This is a genomic window from uncultured Microbacterium sp. (assembly GCF_947489255.1).
In the GTDB taxonomy this organism is placed as follows: Bacteria; Actinomycetota; Actinomycetes; order Actinomycetales; family Microbacteriaceae; genus Microbacterium; species Microbacterium phycohabitans.
Map to the genome: position 1 here is coordinate 638,125 of NZ_CANLCY010000003.1, position 20,478 is coordinate 658,602.

Here is a 20,478-nt window from a genome sequence, read left to right on the forward strand (position 1 = left end):
TAGCAGCGATTGACAACGTTGTCTTGCGCCCGCATACTGACCGTCGAGCGCAGAGCCGCGCCCCGACACGACGCTTCGGAGACCCACACCCCATGTCGAAACCCCGCCTCAACCGCCTCTTCAACGCGCGCTCCGGTCGCGCGTTCGACGTCGCCGTCGACCACGGCGCGTTCCACGAGCCCTCGTTCCTCACCGGCATCGAAGACATGGCGAAGACCGTCGCCACCCTCGTCGACGCCGGCCCCGACGCCGTTCAGCTCACGCTCGGCCAGGCCCCGCTACTGCAGTCCGTCCCGGGCAAGCAGAAGCCCGGCCTGGTGCTGCGCACCGACATCGCGAACGTCTACAACGACCCGCTCGAGTCGCACCTGCACAGCATCCACGTCCCGGATGCCATCGAGGTCGCCGTCCGCCTCGACGCGGTGGCGGTGTGCGTGAACCTCCTCGACCTCCCCGGCGAGTCGCAGGTGCGCGAGCAGTGCATCCGCTCGATCCTGGCGCTGCGCACCGACGCCGAGAAGTACGGGATGCCGCTCATGATCGAGCCCCTCGTCATGCAGACCAAGCCCGGCAGCGGCGGCTACGGCGTCGACGGCGACACCGCCAAGGTCGTGACCCTCGTGCGGCAGGCGCGCGAGCTCGGCGCCGACCTCATCAAGGCCGACCCCACCGACGACATCGGCGACTACCACCGCGTCATCCAGGCCGCCGGCGACACCCCGGTGCTCGTTCGCGGGGGCGGACGCGTCGACGACCGCACGCTCCTGGAGCGCACCCAGGCGGTGCTCGAGCAGGGCGCCCGCGGCATCGTCTACGGCCGCAACGTCATCCAGCACCGCGACCCGGCCGGTATCACCGCCGCCCTCATGGCCGTCGTGCACGAGAACGCGTCGGTCGACGAGGCCCTCGCCCTGATCGGCGGTGCGGAATGACCGCGCTCGCGGCCGCGGAACCCCGCAGCGTCCTCGCCGACGCGCCCACCACGACCCCCGCCTCCCGCGAAGGAGACCAGGCATGACCGGCAAGAAGATCGGCGTCGGCATCATCGGCGGCGGCCTCATGGGTCGCGAGATCGCGGCGGCCCTGCGCCGCTGGCCCGCGCTCATCGACCACCCCGCCGAGCCCGAGCTCGTCGCCGTGTGCGACATCAACCCGGCGGCTCTGGAATTCTTCGAGCGCATCGACACGGTGCAGCTGACCACGACCGACCACCACGAGCTTCTCGCCGATCCGCGCGTCGACGTCGTCTACATCGCCGTGCGCCACGACCTGCACGAGCGCCTGTACGTCGACACCATCCGCGCCGGAAAGGCCCTCCTGGCCGAGAAGCCGTTCGGCATCGACCGCGCCGCCGCCGACGCGGTCGTCGCCGCCATCGACGAGACGACCGGGTCGTTCGTGCGCGTCTCGAGCGAGATGCCGTTCTTCCCCGGCGCGCAGTGGGCCGTCGACTACGTGCGATCCGGCGCCCTCGGCCGCATCGTCGAGGCGAAATGCACCTTCCTGCACTCCAGTGACATCGACGTGCACAAGCCGCTGAACTGGAAGCGGCAGAAGCAGTTCTGCGGCGACGCGGGAGTCCTCAACGACCTCGGTATGCACACCTGGCACGTGCCGCTGCGCCTGGGCTGGACGCCGGAGAAGGTCGTCGGCATCCTGCAGGACATCGTCACCGAGCGCCCCGGCCCCGACGGCTCGCCTCAGCCGTGCGACACGTGGGACAATGCCGTGATCCACTCCTGGGCGCGGCACGACGGCGCGCCCTTCCCTCTCACGACCGAGACCAAGCGGATCGCGCCGGGGCAGAAGAACACGTGGGAGTTCGAGGCCGTGGGCATGTCGGGCGGCGTCCGCTTCAGCACGAAGAACCCCAAGCAGGTCGAGGTGTTCGCCGTCATCGACGTTCCCGGGGTGGGCCGCGAGCAGAGCTGGCAGAGCATCGATGCGGGCAGCCAGTCGGTCTGGCCGACGGTGACCGGCCCCAACTTCGAGTCGGGATTCTCGGATGCCATCCTCCAGATGTGGGCGGCCTTCCTCGCCGAGTACCTGGGCGAGCTCGGTGACGGGTTCGGCTGCGTGCGCCCCGAGGAGGCGGCTCTGACCCACCGCCTGTTCGCCGCGGCCATCGCCTCGCACGAGACGGGCACGCTGGTCGCCCCCGCCGTCTGACCCCTCTCGAGTGTCCACGACACGCCGCCTCCTCTTCGCGGGACGCGGGGTGTCGTGGACACTCGTCGTTCCGGGAGCCGGCCGGGACGCAGCGATCGACGCGCGGGCCGCCGCGCGCGTCCCGTGCCCGGATGGCACCGCGTCCCCGCCGATCCCTATGCTCGAAGGATGCCGCCCCCGACGGCATCACCCGAGGAGACGCATGCGCAAGTCCGGCCGACCGACGATGGTCGACGTCGCCGCCGAGGCGGGCGTCAGCTTCAAGACCGTCTCGCGCGTCATCAACGGCCAGCCGAACGTCGACCCCGCGATGGCGGAGCGCGTCCTCGCGGCGGTCGATCGCCTCGGCTATCACCGCAACGCCCTTGCCGCGAGCTTGCGCTCCGGCGATCGCGACACGATCGGATTCATCGCCGCCGACCTGTCGAACACGTTCTACATGGCCATCGCCGCCGCCGTGTCGTCGGCGGTCTCCCGCGAGCGCATGCACCTGGTCATGGCATCCAGCGAGGAGGATGCCGCGACCGAACGCGCCCTCACCCTCGACCTGTGCCAGCGCCAGGTCGGCGGACTCGTCGTGGTCCCGACCGCCGACGACCACTCCTACCTGCAGCGCGAGGTCGAGCTCGGCACTCCCGTGGTGTTCCTCGACCGCCCCGGCAGCGGCATCCCCGCCGATGCGATCCTCCTCGACAACCGCGGCGGCGCCCGAGCGGCGGTCGCCGAGCTGCTCGAGGCGGGGCACCGTCGCATCGCGGTGCTTCTCGACGCGCGGAGCATCTACACGATGGCCGAGCGCTGGGCCGGCGTCGAAGAGGCCTTCGCCGCCGCCGGGCGCGAACCCGATCCCGCCCTGGTGGTCGACGGACTCCACACCCCGGCCGTGGCCCGCGACGCCATGCTGCGCCTGCTCGAGTCCGACGCCCCGCCGACCGCCGTGTTCTGCGCCAACAACCGCGTCACCATCGGCGTTCTCGAGGCCATCCTCCCGCGTGGCGCCGACATCGCCCTCGCGGGGTTCGACGACTTCGAGCTGTCCCACCTGCTTCCGCGGCGCATCCGTATCGTCGACTACGACATCGCCGGCCTCGGCCGCCTCGCCGCCGAAACACTGCTCGCGCGCCGGAACGCCCCCGCGACCGGCTCGCACACTCATCTCGTGCCGACGCACCTGGTCGACCGCGGCGGCGTGCGCTGAGAACCGCCGAGGGTCGGCTCGGCGCGAGTCCGCTCAGCGGGTGCGCTGCCGGAGCGCCGCGCGGGTCAGCGGGACGACCGGTGCATCATTCGCCGTGGCCCGTGCGAACATCTCTTCCTCCCGTTCGATCCACGGCCGACCGGCCAGAGCCACGAGCGGGATCATCACCGACGCAGACAACGGAGACCACCCGACCAGGGAGATCGGCGTCTCCGTCGCGCCGATCACCAGAAGCCCGATGACGAAGGCGATGCCGACCGCACGCTCCCGAGCCGATGGATGCCGCAGGGCCGAGACGAAGCCGGCGACGACCAGCGCTCCCACGGCGGCGAGCACCACGGCACCGCCCTGCACCAGGGTCGTCAGCGCGAGATTGTGGGCGTGGCTGGCGGCGCTCGAGAGCGCGTCGCGCAACAACGCGTAGTTGTCGGCGAACCAGTGCGCACCGAGACCGAACATCCAGTGCCCGCCGAGCTGCTCGCGGTCGAAGATCCAGATCGCGCCACGGAACGTGTAGGCCTCGGGGTCGGTCTCCGTGAGAGGGAGCCAGAAGAGCGCGACGATCGACGCGATGAAGCCGGCCACGGCCACGGAGAGGAACGCCGGTCGGGGGAGCAGCCGCGCCAAGATCATGACGGCCAGCACCGCAGCCGCCCCGGCGAGCGCGGTCCGCGACGACGAGAGAACGAGCGCCGCACACAGCACCGCCACGAGGAGCAACCGGACGAACCACCGACGGACGAGGAACGCGCAGGGCAGCGAGAGCGCCAGGAACATACCGAAGGTGTTCGAGTGCGAGAAGATCCCGGCCAGCAGGGGGGCGCCGGTGAGGGACTTGTCGAACGTTCCGATTCCGCCGGAGACGAGCACCTTCGACGGTTCGAAGAAGAACGCGAGCAGGGACGCACCGGCCACGGCTGCGCCGAGGTAGGCGAGGATGGTCAATTCCGACATCTTCACCCGCACGCTCACCAGCAGTGCCCCTACCGCCGAGGTGAGGAGGAGGCCGAGCGTCGGCGGACGGCCGTGTGCGAACTCGTTCGCCGCGAGCACTATCCCCGGCAGCACCGCGATCATCACGCTCGGCCCCGGAACTCTCCAGTACAGCATGACGAAGAAGGTCGCCGCGATGGCGACCGCGGGCACGACGACGGCGCCCAGATCATTGAGGGCCTCCGCCAACGGAACCGTCGTGGTCTTTCCCTCCATGTAGTGCCGTCGGTCGCTCAGGAGCGTCTCGACGATGGGCGAGGCGATGGAGTAGATCCACACCACGATCACCATCGTCCGGCGCACCCCGGTGGAGCCGGCTAACCCGCGCGGCGGAGAATCAGTGCCCCGCGAAGATGTCCGCGGCGTGTCTAGCGTGCTCACAGCCGTCACCGTACTGCGCAAGGAGACCCCCGTGACCACCACCGACGTCGTCGCCCCCCGAAGGAAAGGGGCCCTTCTGCTGCTCGGGGCGCAGTGGGGCCGGTACGTCTCCCAGGTGCTCGGCATCGTCATCCTGGCCCGGCTCGTCGGCCCCGCCGACTTCGGCATCGTCGCGCTGGGCGCATCGGTCGCCGGACTGGCGGCGGTGCTGGGGGATTTCGGTCTCAGCATGGCCGCGCTGCGCGCGCCCTCGCTGACCGATCAGCAGCAGACGAATCTGTTCTGGATCAACACCGGCGTGGGGACGGCGGCCGCGGGGATCGTCGCGGGCATCGCCCCGGCTATGGCCACCGCGTTCGACGACGCGCGGCTGATCGTGGTCTTGCTGCTGCTGGCGCCCGCTTTCCTCCTGCGCTCAGCGAGCGCGCAGTTGCGAGTCGAGCTCAACCGGTCGGGACGCCTGGGACGACTGGCGGGGTCGGAGCTCGCCGGCGACGTGTCGGGGCTCATCGGCGCCATCGTGCTGGCAGCGCTGGGGGGCGGCTATCTCGCGCTCGCGATCCAGGGCACGCTGTCCGCCGCTGTCACACTGGTCATCGCTTTCGCGTGCGCCTCCTGGCGCCCCGGACTCCCCCGCCGCGGCTCGCACCTGCGCAGCCTGCTGACCTTCGGCGGGAACACCTTCGTCGTCCACGCCTTGAATTACGCCTCCACCAACGTCGGCACCCTCATGATCGCCCGAGCCGCCTCGGATCAGGTGGTCGGTCTTTACAACAGGGCGACCCAGCTCGTGAATCTTCCCATCGATCAGCTCATCACCCCTCTCACGCGCGTCGTCATCCCCCACCTGGCGGTCGCCGCGTCGGCGTCCGACCTGAGCGCGCGCTTGTCTCGATTCCAGGTCGTGCTCTGCTACCCCGCGTTCGCCTACCTCAGCCTCTTCGTCGCCGCCGCGCGCCCGGCTCTCGAGGTGGTGTTGGGGGAAGCCTGGGCCCCGGCGGCCGCCTTCGTCCCGGTCCTGGCCCTGGGCGCGCTCTTCCAGACACTCGGCTACCCCCAGTACTGGGCCTTCGTATCCACCGGACGCTCCGCGATGCTTCTGGCCTCCGAGGCGGTGGGACGCGTCGCGATGATCGCGCTCGCGATCGGACTCGCACCGCTCGGCCCTCTCGCGGTGGCCGCCGCTGTCGCGGTGGGGCAGTTCCTGCTGTGGCTCGCCGCCGCCGTCGTCTTCCTGCCGCGCACGGGGGTCCCGTCGTGGCCGCTCGTTCGCGCCGGGCTCCGCCCCGTCGCGATCTTCGCCGCCGCGTTGGGGGTCGCGGTTACCGCCGACGCCGCGTTCTTCGCCCCACTGATCCCCGTCCTCCGGCTGGTGGCGATCACCGCCCTCTGGTCGATCGTCGTGACATCACTGGCGCTGCTCACCGCACGACACGATCTCCGCACCATCACCGAAGGGCTCCGACGCCGCGAGAGGCGCAGCTGATCGTCGTCGAGCGCCGGGCCACATGACGGGTGAAGTTGCTCCCGTATGACGCCTGCCCCGCCGCCTCCGCGCGTCGGACGACGCGTCGACGACGCCACAGTGGTGTTTCCCGTCCCTTCCCCGGAGCAGCATGCCGTCCGTCGCCCCACCCGCCATCACCTGGACGGCGATCGCCGCCGGGGTGCTCGACGTCCACGGTCTGCCGTTCTTCGAGCCCGCGGCCGAAATCATGGTCCTACCCGCGCGGCCCGCGGAGGCGTTGTGCCTCACGTCGATCGGCGCCTCGTTGTGGCGACGCCTCGTAAGGGATGGACCTCTCGAAGACCACCGAGTGACCCCGGCGGAGCGAGAGCTGCTGACAGAGATGGAGCAGAGCGCGATCGTCGCCCGCGATGCGGGTCATCGTGCCCGCGTCCATCGGATCGAACGGCCGACGCTCTCGTCTCCCTTTCATGAGCTGGTCTACGCGCTGGTCGCCCACGTAGCCGCGCAGAACGACATCGCGTGCGTGTTCATCAAGGGTCCGACGCTCTTCCAGCAGGGCCTGCGGAATCGCGAGCATTCCGGCGACGTGGACCTGTGGTGCGCACCCGATCGATGGGAGCATCTCGCAGAGGCGCTGCGCGAGTGGGGATGGAGTCGTGAACCTCATCCGTGGCAGGGCGCGCAAGCTCACCACACCATCACGATGAAACCGACGGGTTGGGGCTGCGAGATCGACGTCCACCGTCGCATGCCCGGGCTGACCTTCGACGATGCCGCCGCCTTCGCCTCCCTGTACGAACACGCCGCGCCCGCGCGGTTCGCCGGCTTCGATGCGCTCGTGCCGCGCGCCGATGCACATGCCGTTCTGGCGGCACTGCACGCCGTCCGCCCCGAGATCGGACGGCCGCCGCTCACGGATGCCGGGCGGGCCGCAGCCGTCGATCTCCTCTCCCGCGCGGCGGGATCGGTCGACATGGCCCGCGAGATGGGTGCCGTGCCCGCCCTGCTCGAGGTGCTGCAGGAAGTCGATCCTCATGCGGACTTCTCCGAAGACGCCCTCGGCACGCCGAGGGACTGGGAGTGGCGGAGTCAGCCGACTCGGGCTCGCGCGTACTGGGTCGCTCTGCGCGACGAACCTCCGCTCGTGCTGCTGCGCTGCGCGATGCGCTCCATCTGGGCACCCGACGACGTCGCGCTCGCCTCTGCGCGGCGATGGGGAGACCCGACGACGAACGCCCTCCGCGCCCGTTTCCGACGCCTGAAAAGGGGGTTCCGCGACGTCGCGCGGAGCTTACCTTCCCGCGCCGGTGTCGAACGCGACGAAGCGGGATCGTGAACCCGAACGCCGCCGTCGGCGATCTCGTGACTCCCTCTCGACCGCCCGTGCACAGCCGCTCGACCCCGCCGATCACCCGCCGGTCGGCTCGGTTCGATCCAGAGGAAGAAGACATCATGAACGCGAACCGCGCCGTCGTCGTCAACGGGCGATTCCTGACGCACACGCCCACGGGAGTCCAACGCTTCGCGCGAGAGATCACGCGAGCGCTCGCGCAGATCCGGCCCCTCACGGTCGTCGCACCACCCGGAGACCTCATCGACACCGACATCGGCGCCGACATCGTGCAAGTAGGTCGGCTGGGCGGCCACGCCTGGGAACAGGTCAGCCTCCCCCGCCACCTGCGTCGTTCGGGTTCTCCCCTGCTGTTGGGGTGGGCGAACACCGGTCCCGTCTCCTACGGACCTCAACTCGTGACGTGTCACGACATCATCTGGGTGCGTCACCCGGAGAGCTTCGCCCGATCGTTCCGTCTGCTCTACGCGGCGATGACGCCGATCCTGCTACGGCGCAGCGTCGGCGTGCTCACGGTGAGCAGCTTCTCCGCTCGCGAGATCGCCCACGAGTTCGGAGTGGACCCCGCACGCATCACCGTGGTCTCCAACGCCGTCTCATCCGCTTTCGCGGCCGACGGCCCTGCTCACGACGAGGGCGTTCCCTATGCGCTGGCCGTTTCCTCTCCCAATCGCCACAAGAACTTCGACGCCCTCGTCGCCGCGTTCGAGGCCGCCGACCTCAACCACATCCAGCGGCTGCTCATCGTGGGCCATCAAGCCCGGGCGTTCCATTCCCGATCGACGACGGCGTCCCCTCGTACGCGCGCGCTCGGGCGCGTCGACGACGACGAGCTGATGCGGCTCTACCGTGGGGCCACGGCATTCGTCTTCCCTTCGCTGTACGAGGGATTCGGCATCCCCCCGCTCGAAGCCCAACGCATGGGCGCACCGGTCCTGGCGGCCCGATCGAGCGCACTTCCCGAAGTCCTGGGCGACAGCGCACACTGGATCGACCCGGCCGACGTCGACGACATCCGCCGCGGCCTCGAGGAACTCGACCGCGATCCCGCCCTCCGCGCCGACCTCACCCGCCGTGGACGCGAGAACGAGGCCCGATTCTCCTGGCAGACATCCGCTGAGCGGATCTCCGATCTCATCGATCGGGTCTCGGCGGCCCCGAGCTGAGATCCCCACCTCACCCCCACACGCGGCCCAGGGCGGTGCGCTGCGACTGCGGGGTGAACCGCCCGTCCAGGTAGCCGCCCCATCGCGCCCGGTTGTCGTCGGCCCAGTCCTGCAGACGACCCGAGCGCACGGCCTCGACGAGTCCGCTCAGCCCATCGTCCACGCCGACCATCGGCGGCAGCCCGGGCATCGCCGGAATGGGGCGCGCGAGGATGGGGATGCCGCATTCCCACGCGTCGAGGATGGCGATCGCCACCGCCGCTTCCCACGCCGCCGTGTGCAGGTAGACGTCAAGGCTCGCGAGTTCGGTGGCGACGCCATCCGGCGTCTGCCATCCGGTGACGTCGATGTCGTCCGGCGCCCCCTCGGCGCCATCGCCCCCACCGATCCACTTAGCCCGCACGGTCACCCCCGGGAGCTCGCTGCGCAGTCGCCGGACCAGGGAGATGAACGCGGCCGGATCCTTCTGAGGGGCCCAACGCCCCAGCATCCCCACGGTCAGGGTTCTCGTGGGGCGCACGGCGGGGCGTCGAGCGGACGCCGGTCGATGCACCGACGGCACGTTGGGGATGACGCGGAGCCGGTCTTCCGGGTACCCCAGCCCGCGAGCGGCGACCGCTTCGCCCGGCCCGCCCGACGCCAGCACATCGGCACGACCTCGAAGGGCCCGCTCGATCGCCCGATAGACCGCCCGGGGCGCCGCACCGATATCCCGTCGCTCGAACGCGAAGCAGTGGGGCGTGTACACCAGACGCGCGTCTCCCGCGCCGAGGAGCCGAGCATAGGCGCCGGGGAAGCTCGAGTGAGCGTGCACGACATCGGGGTCCACCTGTCGAAGAATCCCGCGCAGCGACCGCACGGCGCGCAGCGGAGTCGAGACCTCCCAGGCGACATGATGGATCTCCGCCTTTCCGTCGCCCTCCCGCCAGACGGGAGCGGGAGTGCCGCCGACGTGCGGCGAAGCGACGACGTGCGAGAACCCCGGCGGCGTGTTCGCGATGTATCCCCGGACGGCGACGGGGACGCCGCCGGTACTGCGGTCGACGAGGTGGAGCACGACACGAGGAGGGCGAGAGGAACCGTTCGATGCAGACACCCCGAGAAGGTAGAGCCGAGCGGAGAGGTCGTCATGTCCGATCCGCTCGGCGAAACGGCGGGTGACGCACCCTGCGGGACGATGGCCTCGCCGTCAAGGCTCGGTCGTCCGGCGACGCGCGTGTCTACCGTCGCTGCATGAGCCACGATCGCGACCAGTTCACTTTCGACAACCCGGTCACGCGCTACGCCCGCGTCGAACCGCCCCTCCAGCACCAGCCCGAGCCGGGCGTGCAGGCCGACATGACCCCCGTGCCCGACCTCGGCGAGAAGACGTACCGCGGTCTCGGACGCCTCACGGGCCGCAAGGCCCTCATCACCGGCGGCGACTCGGGGATCGGCGGGGCCGTCGCGATCGCCTTCGCGCGCGAGGGCGCCGACGTCGCGATCGTGCACCTCCCCGACGAGCAGCGCGACGCCGACCACATCCTCGACCAGATCCGGGATGCCGGCCGCACCGGCGTCTCGATCGCGACCGACATCACCGACCCGGGCGCGTGCCGCGACCTCGTCGCCCACGCGGCCGAGGCCCTCGGCGGCCTGGACATCGTCGTGAACAACGCCGGGAAGCAGGTCATGGTCGAAAAGGTCGACGACCTGTCCGACGAGCAGTTCGAGCAGACGTTCCGCACCAACGTCTTCGCGCCGTTCTGGATCACCAAAGCCGCGCTGGCCCACCTTCCGGAGGGCGGCACGATCATCAACACCGCCTCCCTCGAGGCCTACGTGCCGGCGCCCGACCGTCTCGACTACGCCGCGACGAAGGCGGCCATCAACAACCTGTCGAAGGGCCTCGCCCAGCAGCTCGCCTCCCGTGGCATCCGCGTCAACGTCGTGGCGCCCGGACCCACCTGGTCGGCTCTGCAGGTGAGCCAGGGGGTCTCCGACGACCAGATGGAGCACTTCGACGACGAGAGCACCTATCAGCGCGCGGGGCAGCCCGCCGAGATCGCGCCGGCGTTCGTCTTCCTGGCCTCCGCCGAATCCAGCTACGTCTCGGGCGAGACGCTCAACGTCAACGGCGGCATGGTCACCCCCTGACCCCTGCTCCGCGAACGCCCCGTCCCTCGGGTCGGGGCGTTCGTCGCGCACGCCCCCTGCGTCGTGTTCACCGCGCGCCGTGCTCGCTTGCGTAAATCGCCCCGATCCGCAACCGACCCTCTCTCGAGCGCGCGGTGCGAAACGGTGAGGACATGTCCGAAGACACCGCCTCCGTTCCCGACGAGGCGCCCCTCACCCTATACCTGCTGCACGCGCTCGGCGCGAGCGCCCGGTCGTTCGACCGCCTGGCGGATCGGCTGGCCGGACGCGTCCGTGTCGTGGGCATCGACCTCCCCGGGTTCGGGTCCGAGGCCGACGCCACCGAGACCGACCTGACCCGCACCGTCGCGCATGTCGAGCGCGTCCTCGCCGCGCACGACGGCGGACCGTGGCTGCTCGGCGGTCACAGCATGGGCGGCAAGGTCACCGCGCTCGTGGCATCCCGTGTCCTCCGTGGCGAGGCAGCCCTGTTCGGTCTGGCAGGGGTCGTGCTCATGGCGCCCTCGCCGCCGAGACCCGAGCCGATGGACGAAGAGCGCCGCGAGCGCATGCTGTCGTGGGTGGCCGATGGTCCGCTCTCCGACGAGGATGCCGAGACCTTCGTCGCCCAGAACGTGGCGGAGCCGCTCGACGCCGAGGCGCATGCGGTGGCGCTCGACGGCCTGCGCCGCACGTCGCCCGCGGTCTGGCGCGCCTGGCTCGAGACGGGCAGCACGGTCGACGCCACGGCCGAGGTGGGCCTGCTCGATCTGCCCGCGCTCGTGCTGGCCGGCGAAGACGATGCCGACCTCGGCGCGGCGGCTCAGCCGGGCCTGCTGGCCGCGGTGTACCCGCGCGCCCGCTTCGTCGCCCTGCCCGACACGGGGCACCTCATTCCGCTCGAGCGCGACGCGGAGGCCGCGGAGGCGATCGCCCGCTTCGTCGACGAGGAGGTGCGGGTGGGACCCGTCGTCCCCGACGAGTGGGCGCGCCTCATCGCGGGCGATCGCGTCGACGACCGGGTGCGCGGCATCCTGGCCCGTCGTGCGCTGCCCGACGACCGCGGCTATGCGCCCGCGGCGCTCGACCTGGCCCAGCTGACCCTGCTGCGCGAGATCGCGGACCTGGTGGTTCCGCAGGAGGGACGCGCGATCGACATCGCCGCCCGCGTCGACGCGCAGTTGGCCCGCGGCGAGGGCGACGGATGGCGAAACGCCGATCTTCCGCCCGATCCCGAGGCCTATCGCGCCGGGCTCGACACCCTCGCCGGCGTCTGGGCGACCGATCCCGCTGATCGCGACCGCATCCTGCGCGCGGCGATCGAGGGTGAGAGCACCGCCGAGGGGGCGTTCGACGCCGAGCGGATGAAGGCCTGGCTGGAAGACGTCCGCAACGACCTCGTTCGCCAGTGGCTCGCGCACCCCGCGAGCATGGCGCGCGTCGGCTACGACGGGTTCGCCACCGGCGGATCGCCCATGCGGGGCTACGTGGAACTGCGGCTGGGGCGCCGAGAAGACTGGGAGCCGTCCGGAGTCGGCGGCACAATCGCGACGGGAGACGCCGCATGAACCTCGAAGCCATGCGCACCTTCGCCGACGACGAGACGGTCGACGTCGTCGTCGTCGGAACCGGAGCCGGAGGGGCGCCGCTGACGGCCGAACTCGCCCGCAAGGGTCTCAGCGTCGTCGCCCTCGAGGCCGGGCGCCACTTCGCCCTCGACGACCTGACCCCCGACGAGACCGAGGCGGTCGAGATCAACTGGATGTCGGAGCGCCTGAGCGGCGGCGACGACCCCACGGCGTTCGGGCCGAACAACAGCGGACGCGGCGTCGGCGGTTCGATGCTGCACTGGGGCGCCTTCACGCCGCGCCCCGATCGCCGCGACCTCGCCATCCGCACGGAGTCGGGCGTGGGCCGCGACTGGCCGGTCGATCCCGACGAACTGCTGTCGTACGTCGAGCGCGTCGAGGGCGACATCGGCGTCTCGGGCCCGACCCCCTACCCGTGGGATCCCACCCGCACCTACGCCTACGCCCCGGCGAAGCGCAACGCTCCGGCGAACCTCGTGGCCAAGGGCTGCGACGCCCTCGGCGTGCGCTGGGCCGACGCCCCGGCCGCGGTGCTTACGCGTGCCCGCCTGCAGGATCACCACGGCGAGCGCGGCGCGTGCGTCAACTGCGGCGAATGCCACCAGGGGTGCCGAGTGGATGCCAAGGCCTCCACCGCCAACACCTATCTGCCGGCGGCGGTCGCGGCCGGTGCCGAGATCCGCAGCGAGTCGATGGTGCACGGCATCGAGCTCGACGATCGCGGCCACGTCGCCGCCGTCGTCTACCGCAAGGACGGCGTGGACCGCCGACAGCGCTGCCGCGCTCTCGTGCTCGCCGGCGGGGGCGTCGAGACGCCCCGCCTGCTCCTGCACACGGGTCTGGCGAACGACAGCGGCCAGGTGGGTCGCAACTTCCTCGCTCACGGGGCGACGCAGGTATGGGGTCGCTTCGACGAGCCGGTGCGCGGGCACCGCGGCTACCCCTCGTCGCTGATCTCCGAAGACATGATGCGCCCCGCCGACGCGGACTTCGCCGGCGGATACCTCCTCCAGAGCCTCGGCGTCATGCCCCTCACCTACTCGACGACGCTCGTGCGCGGCGGAGGCCTCTGGGGCCCCGAGCTCATGCAGCGCCTCGATCAGGCGCGGTTCATGGCGGGAATCGGCATCAACGCCGACTGCCTCCCCTCCGACGACAACCGGCTCGTGCTGAGCGACGAGACCGACGAGTTCGGCATCGCCCGGGCGCGCGTCACCTTCACCGCCGGCGAGAACGAGAAGGCGATCGACAAGCACGCGACGGCGTTCATGCTGCGGGTGATGGAGGCGGCCGGTGCGCGGGAGACGATCGTCTTGGCCCGCACGGCCCACACGATCGGAACCTGCCGCATGTCGACCGACCCCTCGGACGGCGTGGTGGACGCCGACGGCCGCTCCCACGAGATCCCCAACCTGTGGATCTGCGACAACTCCGTCTTCCCCTCGGCGATCGCCGCGAACCCGGCGCTGACGATCATGGCGCTCTCGCTCCGCACCGCCGACCGCTTCCTGGCCTCCGCCGCCGCCTGACCGCGCCGCTCGGCCGCGCTCTCCCGCCCGGCCGAGCGCGGGCCTCGCCACGTCAGCATCCCGGGAGGGCGAGACCGTGTCGTAGTTCGACCTGGCCGCCTCCGCTGTACCATCGCGAGGTGTCCTATGAATCTCCTGAAAGTCCGACGATGGATTCTCCACCCCTTGGAGAGCGCTCCACCGCTCGCCGCGGGACGCCGATCGGTGTCCTCGGCTGGGTGGCGTTGGGGGTCGGCTGCATCGCCTTCCTCCTCGGGCTTGTTCCTTTCCTCGGGGTCGCGCTGGGCGTCGCCGCGGTCGTCCTCGGCATTGTCGCCCTGGTTCGCAAGAGGCCGGCATGGGTGGGAATCGTGGCCATCGTCGCGGGATCGCTCGCCCTGCTCGCCGGGCTGATCTCCTCCATCGGTCTCATCGCGTTCCTCAACTCGCCGACGAGCGCACGGCCGGTTCCGGTCGTCAGCACGACGGCCGAGGGGCCTGCGGCCGACACCGCGGAAGCACTTCCGTCCCCCGTGTCGCCGTCGCCGCAGGCCGCGGTGACCGCAACGCCTGAGCCGCCCACGGCCCCCGATCTGTCGAGCTTCGGGACGGTCGACGAGCGAACTCTCGCGCTGATCGCAAAAGAACCCGACAACAACGTCGGACAGAACCTCATCGTGTTCGGCAGCATCTCGCAGCTCGACTCCGCAACGGGGCCGTGCAACGCGCTCATCTCGATCGCGAACGACCAGAAGGAGAATTCGTACGACTACGAGCAGAACTCCTTCGCCACGTCAGGGGATGCGGCATCGACCTGTCCCGTGTTCGACCCGCTCGTCCAGGGCGATCACGTGAAGCTCTGGGTCACCGTGCTCGGCAGCTTCTCCTACGACACGCAGATCGGTGGGAACACGACCGTGCCCGCTTTCCAGGTGTGGCAGGCCGAGTTGCTCCCCGCTCAGGAGTACTGACCTTCCGGGCGAGGCGACCTCACCGCGGTCCCCCTCTCCGTCGAGTGTCCACGACATACCGTTCGCACCCCGCGCGCGGCGGCGTGTCGTGGACACTCAACCGGATGCCGCTCGACACGGGAGAATGGATGCCATGAAGCTCGAGCATCTCCGCCGGTTCGCCGTCCTCGCCGAGGAGCTGCATTTCCCGCGCTCGGCCGAGAAGCTGCGCATCCCCCTCGCGTCGTTGTACACCACCGTCGACAAGCTCGAGGAGGAGGTGGGGCAGTCGCTGATCTCGCGGACCCCGCCGACGCACCTCACCCCGGCAGGTCGCCTGCTGCTCGAAGAGGCGCACCACCGCATCGCGGACGCGCCCCCGCCCGCACCCCGGCAGAAGGCCCCCGGCGGCGGCAAGGCGAAGGCCAACAAGGGCAAGGGGCGCGCCCCGATCGTGAAGGGCGAGCCGAAGCCCTACAAGAAGCGCCAGGGGCGCTGACCCGTACCCCGATGCGGTCTCCCTGCCCCGCGATAAACGCTCATCGTGCCGAAACTCGCTGCACCGGAGCGAGTCTCGGCAGGATCAGCGTTTCTCGCACCTGAGCGCGTCCGCGCGGCGCGCCCTCGAGCGCTGCGGCTACAGCGCTGCGGCTACAGCTCGGTCACGACCCCGGCCTCGACCTGCCAGCGCCGGTCGGTCTCCACGGCCGCGAGCATGCGCCGGTCGTGGGTGACCAGCAGCAGCGTCCCGGTGTACGAGCCCAGCGCCTGCTCGAGCTGCTCGATCGCGGGAAGATCGAGGTGGTTCGTCGGCTCGTCGAGCACGAGCACGTTGACCCCGCGCGCCTGCAGCAATGCGAGCCCCGCGCGCGTCCGCTCCCCCGGCGACAGCGCGTCCACCGCGCGCGTGACGTGGTCGGCCTTGAGACCGAACTTGGCCAGCAGCGTGCGCACCTCGCCCGCGTTCATCTCCGGCACGAAGCCCTCGAACGTCTCGGCCAGCGGGCGCTCCCCCACCAACAGCGACCGGGCCTGATCGATCTCGCCGATCGCGACGCTCGTCCCGAGCGAAGCGGTGCCCTCGTCCGGCGCCTGACGGCCCAGGATGCCGCGCAGCAGCGTCGACTTCCCGGCACCGTTCGGACCCGTGATGCCGATGCGCTCGCCCGCATTGACCTGCAGCGAGACCGGACCCAGCGCGAAACCGCCCTGCCGGAACACGGCGCCGGACAGAGTCGACACGACGGAGCTCGACCGCGGCGCCGAGCCGATCGTGAATTCGAGCTGCCACTCCTTGCGGGGCTCCTCGACCTCCTCGAGGCGCGCGATGCGGCTCTCCATCTGCCGGACCTTCTGCGCCTGCTTCTCGCTCGACTCGGTGGCGGCCTTGCGGCGGATCTTGTCGTTGTCGGGCGACTTCTTCATCGCGTTGCGCACGCCCTGGCTCGACCACTCGCGCTGGGTCCGCGCGCGCGACACGAGATCGGCCTTGGTGTCCGCGTATTCCTCGTACTTCTCCCGCGCCTGACGCCGCAGCGTCGCGCGCTCCTCGAGGTAGGCGTCGTACCCGCCGCCGTAGACGCGATGCGTGTTCTGCGCCAGGTCGAGCTCGAGCACCCGGGTCACCGCGCGCGCGAGGAACTCGCGATCGTGGCTGACCAGCACCACCCCACCGCGAAGACCCCGCACGAAGGTCTCGAGCCGCTCGAGACCGTCCAGATCCAGATCGTTCGTCGGCTCGTCCAGCAGGGCGATGTCGAACCGCGACAGCAGCAGCGCCGCGAGCCCCACGCGGGCCGCCTGGCCCCCCGAGAGTCCGGTCATCTCGGCATCCGGTCCCACCTCGAGCCCGAGGTCGGCCAGCACCTGCGGCATCCGCTCGTCGAGGTCGGCTGCGCCGCTCGCGAGCCACCGTTCTAGGGCCGTGGCATAGGCGTCGTCGGCGCCCACGGCCGTGGGGTCGCCGAGGGCCGCGGCCGTGGCATCCATCTCGCGGGTCGCGTCGGCGCACCCCGTCCGCCGCGCGATGTACTGCGCGACGGTCTCTCCCGCCACGCGCTCGTGCTCCTGCGGCAGCCACCCCACGAACGCGTCCGCGGGCGCCAGGTTGACGGTCCCGGACAGGGGCTCGTCGGCCCCGGCGAGCAGTCGCAGCAGGGTCGACTTCCCGGCGCCGTTGGCGCCGACGAGCCCGACGACGTCGCCCGGCGCGACCGTGAGGTCGACGCCCTCGAAGAGCGTGCGGTGGCCGTAGCCCCCGGCGAGGTTCTGAGCGACGAGGGTGGCGGTCATCCCCCTAGTTTCTCAGGCCGATCGCCGGACGATCGTCCGTTCTGTCGCTCCGCGCCTCACCGCGCGCGCGGATGAGAGGTCGCGTAGACGTCGCGCAAGGCGTCGACCGAGACGTGCGTATAGATCTGGGTCGTCGCGACCGAGGCGTGGCCCAGGAGTTCCTGCACGACGCGCACGTCGGCACCGCCCTGCAGCAGATGCGTCGCGAACGAGTGCCGCAGGGTGTGCGGCGAGACGTGGGCGGTGAGCCCCGCACCCTCGGCCGCGGCCTGGATGATGAGCCAGGTGCTCTGCCGCGAAAGCGGGGCACCGCGCACGCCGAGGAAGAGCCGCGGCGTGGCGCGTCCCTTCGCCGCGAGGGCCGGGCGCACGCGCGTCAGGTACGCATCGAGGGCGGCTCGGGCGTACGAGCCCACGGGCACGACGCGTTCCTTGTCGCCCTTGCCGCGGACCCGCAGCAGATCGCCCTGCGCGACGTCGTCGACGTCGAGCTGCACGATCTCCGATACGCGTGCCCCCGTGGCGTAGAGCAGCTCGAGCAGCGCCCGATCGCGAACGGATGCCGGTTCCGCCGCCGACGCGTCTTCGGACCCCGGCGCCGGCCCCGCGGCATCGAGGAGGTCGTCGACCTGGGCGATCGTCAGTGCCTTCGGCAGACGGCGGGGCGTCTTCGGCGGACGCAGGCGCCCGCTCGGGTCGGTCTCGGCCCGCCCTTCACGCACGAGGAAGCGGTGGAGCCCCCGCACGGACGACTGCATCCGCGCCAGGGACGACGCCGCGGGAGGAGGCTCGGCCGAGGCGCGCTCCGCCCCGAAGTCGGCGACCAGTTCGGGCGTCACCGCCTCGGCATCCACGATCCCCCGCGCGCGCAGCCACTCGACGTACACGTCGAGATCGCGGCGGTACGCGGCGACGGTGTGCTCCGAGAGGCCCCGCTCGAGCGCGACGTGGCGCAGATACGTCTCGACGGCGCGCTCGAGCTCCACGTCAGGCCGACGCGGCCTCGCGGCGCAGCACCTCGGCGGCGGCGAGCGCTCCCACTGCCAGGATGCCGTTGCGCAGGCGCCCGGCGATGACCCCGTCGATCACCTCGGCGAGCGCGACGCGCTCCACCCGCATGTCGGACTCCTCGTGCTCGCGCTCGTAGTCGGTCTCGACCGCGCGCAGACCGCGCGCGAGGAAGAGGTGCACGATCTCGTCGTTGCCCCCCGGCGTGGTGCGCATCGACAGGAGGTGCTGCCAGCGGTCGGCTTCGAGGTCGACCTCCTCGGTCAGCTCGCGCTTCGCAGTCTCCAGCGGTGGCTCGCCCGCGACGTCGAGCAGCCCCGCCGGGATCTCCCAGTCGCGCTCCTTGATGGGGTGGCGGTACTGCTGGATGAGCACCACCCGCTCGTCGTCGTCGATCGCCACGACGGCCGCCGCCCCCGGGTGCTCGACGTACTGGCGCGTCATCTCACCGTCGCCGTAGCGGACGGTGTCGCTGCGGACGTCCCAGACGGCGCCCTCGTAGACCACCTCGGTGGAGACGACCTCGAGGTCGACCGGCTCGTCGCGCAGCTGCTCCACCTCAGTCCTCCTCGACGTCGAACAGCTCGCTCGAACGGTGCCGCTCGAGGGCCGCGCCGACGAGCCCGCGGAACAGGGGGTGCGGCTCGGTCGGACGCGAGCGCAGCTCGGGGTGCGCCTGCGTGGCGATGTAGTACGGGTGCACGTCGCGCGGCAGTTCGACGAACTCGACCAGGTCGAGGTCGGGGTTCAGCCCCGAGAACACGAGCCCTGCATCGCTGAGCTGCTGGCGGTAGGCGTTGTTGACCTCGTAGCGGTGACGGTGGCGCTCCGAGATGCTGTTCGCGCCGTACACCTCCGCCGCGAGAGAGCCCTCCGCGAGTGCGGCCGGGTACAGCCCCAGACGCATCGTTCCGCCCAGGTCGCCGCTTTCGAGGATGTCGACCTGCTCGGCCATCGTCGCCACGACCGGGTGCGCCGTGTCGGGGTCGAACTCGCTCGACGACGCGCCCTCGAGCCCGGCGACGGTGCGCGCGTACTCGATGACCATGCACTGCAGGCCGAGGCAGATGCCGAGGGTGGGGATACCCTGCTCGCGGGCGAAGCGCAGCGCGCCGAGCTTGCCCTCGATACCGCGGATGCCGAACCCGCCGGGCACGATGATGCCGTCGACCGCTCCGAGGGCCTTGGCCGCCCCCTCGGGCGTCTCGCACAGGTCGGAGGGGATCCAGGTGATCGTGACGTGCGTCTCCTGACCGAAGCCACCGGCCTTGATGGCCTCGGTGACCGACAGGTAGGCGTCGGGGAGGTCGATGTACTTGCCGACGAGTCCGATCGTGACCTCGTGCTTGGGGTTGTGCACCGCCTGAAGCACGCGGTTCCAGCGCGTCCAGTCGACGTCTGCGGCCTTGCTGATCTCGAGCGCGTCGACGATGTAGGCGTCGAGACCCTGGTCGTGCATCATCGAGGGGATGTCGTAGATGCTCGGCACGTCGATGGCGTTGACGACCGCGTCCTCGTCGACGTCGCACATGAGCGCGATCTTGCGCTTGTTCGACTCGGTGACGGGCCGGTCGCTGCGCAGCACGAGGGCGTCGGGCTGGATGCCGATGGAGCGCAGCGTCGCGACGGAGTGCTGCGTGGGCTTGGTCTTCTGCTCGCCCGAGGCGCCCATGAAGGGCACGAGCGACACGTGAACGAAGAAGACGTTCTTGCGTCCGAGTTCGTGACGGATCTGACGCGCCGACTCGATGAAGGGCTGCGACTCGATGTCGCCGACCGTTCCGCCGATCTCGGTGATGATGACGTCGGGCTGCGGGCTCTCGCTCGCCTGCAGGCGCATGCGGCGCTTGATCTCGTCGGTGATGTGCGGGATGACCTGCACGGTGTCGCCGAGGTACTCGCCGCGACGCTCGCGCGCGATGACCTGCGAGTAGATCTGGCCCGTGGTGACATTGGCGGCCTGGCTGAGCTCGATGTCGAGGAAGCGCTCGTAGTGACCGATGTCGAGGTCGGTCTCGGCGCCGTCGTCGGTCACGAAGACCTCACCGTGCTGGAACGGGTTCATGGTGCCCGGATCCACGTTGAGGTAGGGATCGAGCTTCTGCATGACCACGCGGAGTCCGCGGGCCGTGAGGAGGTTGCCGAGGCTTGCCGCCGTCAGGCCTTTGCCCAGGGAGGAGACGACTCCTCCGGTCACGAAGATGTGCTTCGTCGTGAAGGTCGTGCTGTCTGAATGTCCCGCGTCCGAAGTCTGCATCACGGGCTTCGATCCTATCAGTCGGGTGTG

General features: G+C 70.7%; 17 protein-coding genes. 11 read left to right on the forward strand and 6 right to left on the reverse strand.

The genetic code is table 11. The features are described from left to right. The first annotated feature begins 92 nt into the window (after positions 1 to 92). The 3 genes from Q0818_RS10380 (at position 93) to Q0818_RS10390 (ending at position 3,367) form a co-directional block, all read left to right on the forward strand. Entirely contained in the window at positions 93 to 932 is an 840-nt protein-coding gene (locus tag Q0818_RS10380) for an aldolase (protein ID WP_298874173.1), read from the forward strand. A gap of 82 nt (positions 933 to 1,014) precedes the next feature. Further along, positions 1,015 to 2,169: a Gfo/Idh/MocA family oxidoreductase gene (locus tag Q0818_RS10385; RefSeq protein ID WP_298874174.1), complete on the forward strand. Its 1,155-nt coding sequence runs from the start codon at positions 1,015 to 1,017 to the stop codon at positions 2,167 to 2,169. A gap of 202 nt (positions 2,170 to 2,371) precedes the next feature. Next, a complete protein-coding gene (locus Q0818_RS10390; protein WP_298874176.1) occupies positions 2,372 to 3,367 on the forward strand; it encodes a LacI family DNA-binding transcriptional regulator in 996 nt (331 codons plus the stop codon). A gap of 33 nt (positions 3,368 to 3,400) precedes the next feature. Here the strand turns inward: Q0818_RS10390 and Q0818_RS10395 are convergent, their stop codons facing one another. Beyond that, positions 3,401 to 4,651, reverse strand: a complete 1,251-nt coding sequence (locus Q0818_RS10395; RefSeq protein WP_298874178.1) for an O-antigen ligase family protein — start codon at positions 4,649 to 4,651, stop codon at positions 3,401 to 3,403. 121 nt (positions 4,652 to 4,772) lie between these two features. On the opposite strand from Q0818_RS10395, the gene Q0818_RS10400 reads away from it, so the two are divergent. The 3 genes from Q0818_RS10400 (at position 4,773) to Q0818_RS10410 (ending at position 8,729) form a co-directional block, all read left to right on the forward strand. Then, entirely contained in the window at positions 4,773 to 6,227 is a 1,455-nt protein-coding gene (locus tag Q0818_RS10400) for an oligosaccharide flippase family protein (RefSeq protein ID WP_298874179.1), read from the forward strand. Between the two features lie 130 nt (positions 6,228 to 6,357). Continuing rightward, the gene (locus tag Q0818_RS10405; RefSeq protein WP_298874180.1) at positions 6,358 to 7,548 is read left to right on the forward strand and encodes a nucleotidyltransferase family protein; all 1,191 of its coding nucleotides are present in this window, start codon (positions 6,358 to 6,360) and stop codon (positions 7,546 to 7,548) included. Positions 7,549 to 7,664: 116 nt separating this feature from the next. Next, positions 7,665 to 8,729 (forward strand): glycosyltransferase family 1 protein, encoded by a 1,065-nt coding sequence (locus Q0818_RS10410; RefSeq protein WP_298874181.1) that lies wholly within the window; start codon positions 7,665 to 7,667, stop codon positions 8,727 to 8,729. 10 nt (positions 8,730 to 8,739) lie between these two features. On the opposite strand, the gene Q0818_RS10415 is transcribed toward Q0818_RS10410, so the two are convergent. Beyond that, positions 8,740 to 9,825 (reverse strand): glycosyltransferase family 4 protein, encoded by a 1,086-nt coding sequence (locus Q0818_RS10415; RefSeq protein ID WP_298874182.1) that lies wholly within the window; start codon positions 9,823 to 9,825, stop codon positions 8,740 to 8,742. A gap of 137 nt (positions 9,826 to 9,962) precedes the next feature. On the opposite strand from Q0818_RS10415, the gene Q0818_RS10420 reads away from it, so the two are divergent. From Q0818_RS10420 to Q0818_RS10440, 5 genes are all read left to right on the forward strand, one after another. Next, positions 9,963 to 10,865: an SDR family oxidoreductase gene (locus Q0818_RS10420; protein WP_298874183.1), complete on the forward strand. Its 903-nt coding sequence runs from the start codon at positions 9,963 to 9,965 to the stop codon at positions 10,863 to 10,865. A 152-nt stretch (positions 10,866 to 11,017) separates the two neighbouring features. Further along, positions 11,018 to 12,412, forward strand: a complete 1,395-nt coding sequence (locus Q0818_RS10425) for an alpha/beta fold hydrolase (protein WP_298874184.1) — start codon at positions 11,018 to 11,020, stop codon at positions 12,410 to 12,412. After that, positions 12,409 to 13,962: a GMC family oxidoreductase gene (locus Q0818_RS10430; protein WP_298874186.1), complete on the forward strand. Its 1,554-nt coding sequence runs from the start codon at positions 12,409 to 12,411 to the stop codon at positions 13,960 to 13,962. The genes Q0818_RS10425 and Q0818_RS10430 overlap by 4 nt, the downstream gene beginning before the upstream one ends. Positions 13,963 to 14,111: 149 nt before the next feature. Beyond that, positions 14,112 to 14,912, forward strand: coding sequence for a hypothetical protein (locus Q0818_RS10435; protein WP_298874188.1), 801 nt, complete (start codon positions 14,112 to 14,114; stop codon positions 14,910 to 14,912). 133 nt (positions 14,913 to 15,045) lie between these two features. Then, positions 15,046 to 15,390, forward strand: a complete 345-nt coding sequence (locus tag Q0818_RS10440) for a LysR family transcriptional regulator (protein WP_298874190.1) — start codon at positions 15,046 to 15,048, stop codon at positions 15,388 to 15,390. A 152-nt stretch (positions 15,391 to 15,542) separates the two neighbouring features. On the opposite strand, the gene Q0818_RS10445 is transcribed toward Q0818_RS10440, so the two are convergent. From Q0818_RS10445 to Q0818_RS10460, 4 genes are read right to left on the reverse strand one after another with little or no spacing between them, the layout of a single operon-like run. Next, on the reverse strand, positions 15,543 to 17,183 hold the full coding sequence (locus Q0818_RS10445) for an ABC-F family ATP-binding cassette domain-containing protein (protein ID WP_298874192.1): 1,641 nt from the start codon (positions 17,181 to 17,183) through the stop codon (positions 15,543 to 15,545). A gap of 56 nt (positions 17,184 to 17,239) precedes the next feature. Beyond that, positions 17,240 to 18,169: a site-specific tyrosine recombinase XerD gene (xerD, locus tag Q0818_RS10450; RefSeq protein ID WP_298874194.1), complete on the reverse strand. Its 930-nt coding sequence runs from the start codon at positions 18,167 to 18,169 to the stop codon at positions 17,240 to 17,242. A gap of 1 nt (position 18,170) precedes the next feature. Then, on the reverse strand, positions 18,171 to 18,749 hold the full coding sequence (locus tag Q0818_RS10455) for an NUDIX hydrolase (protein ID WP_298874196.1): 579 nt from the start codon (positions 18,747 to 18,749) through the stop codon (positions 18,171 to 18,173). A gap of 1 nt (position 18,750) precedes the next feature. Next, a complete protein-coding gene (locus Q0818_RS10460; RefSeq protein ID WP_298874268.1) occupies positions 18,751 to 20,448 on the reverse strand; it encodes a CTP synthase in 1,698 nt (565 codons plus the stop codon). Between the last annotated feature and the right edge of the window lie 30 nt (positions 20,449 to 20,478).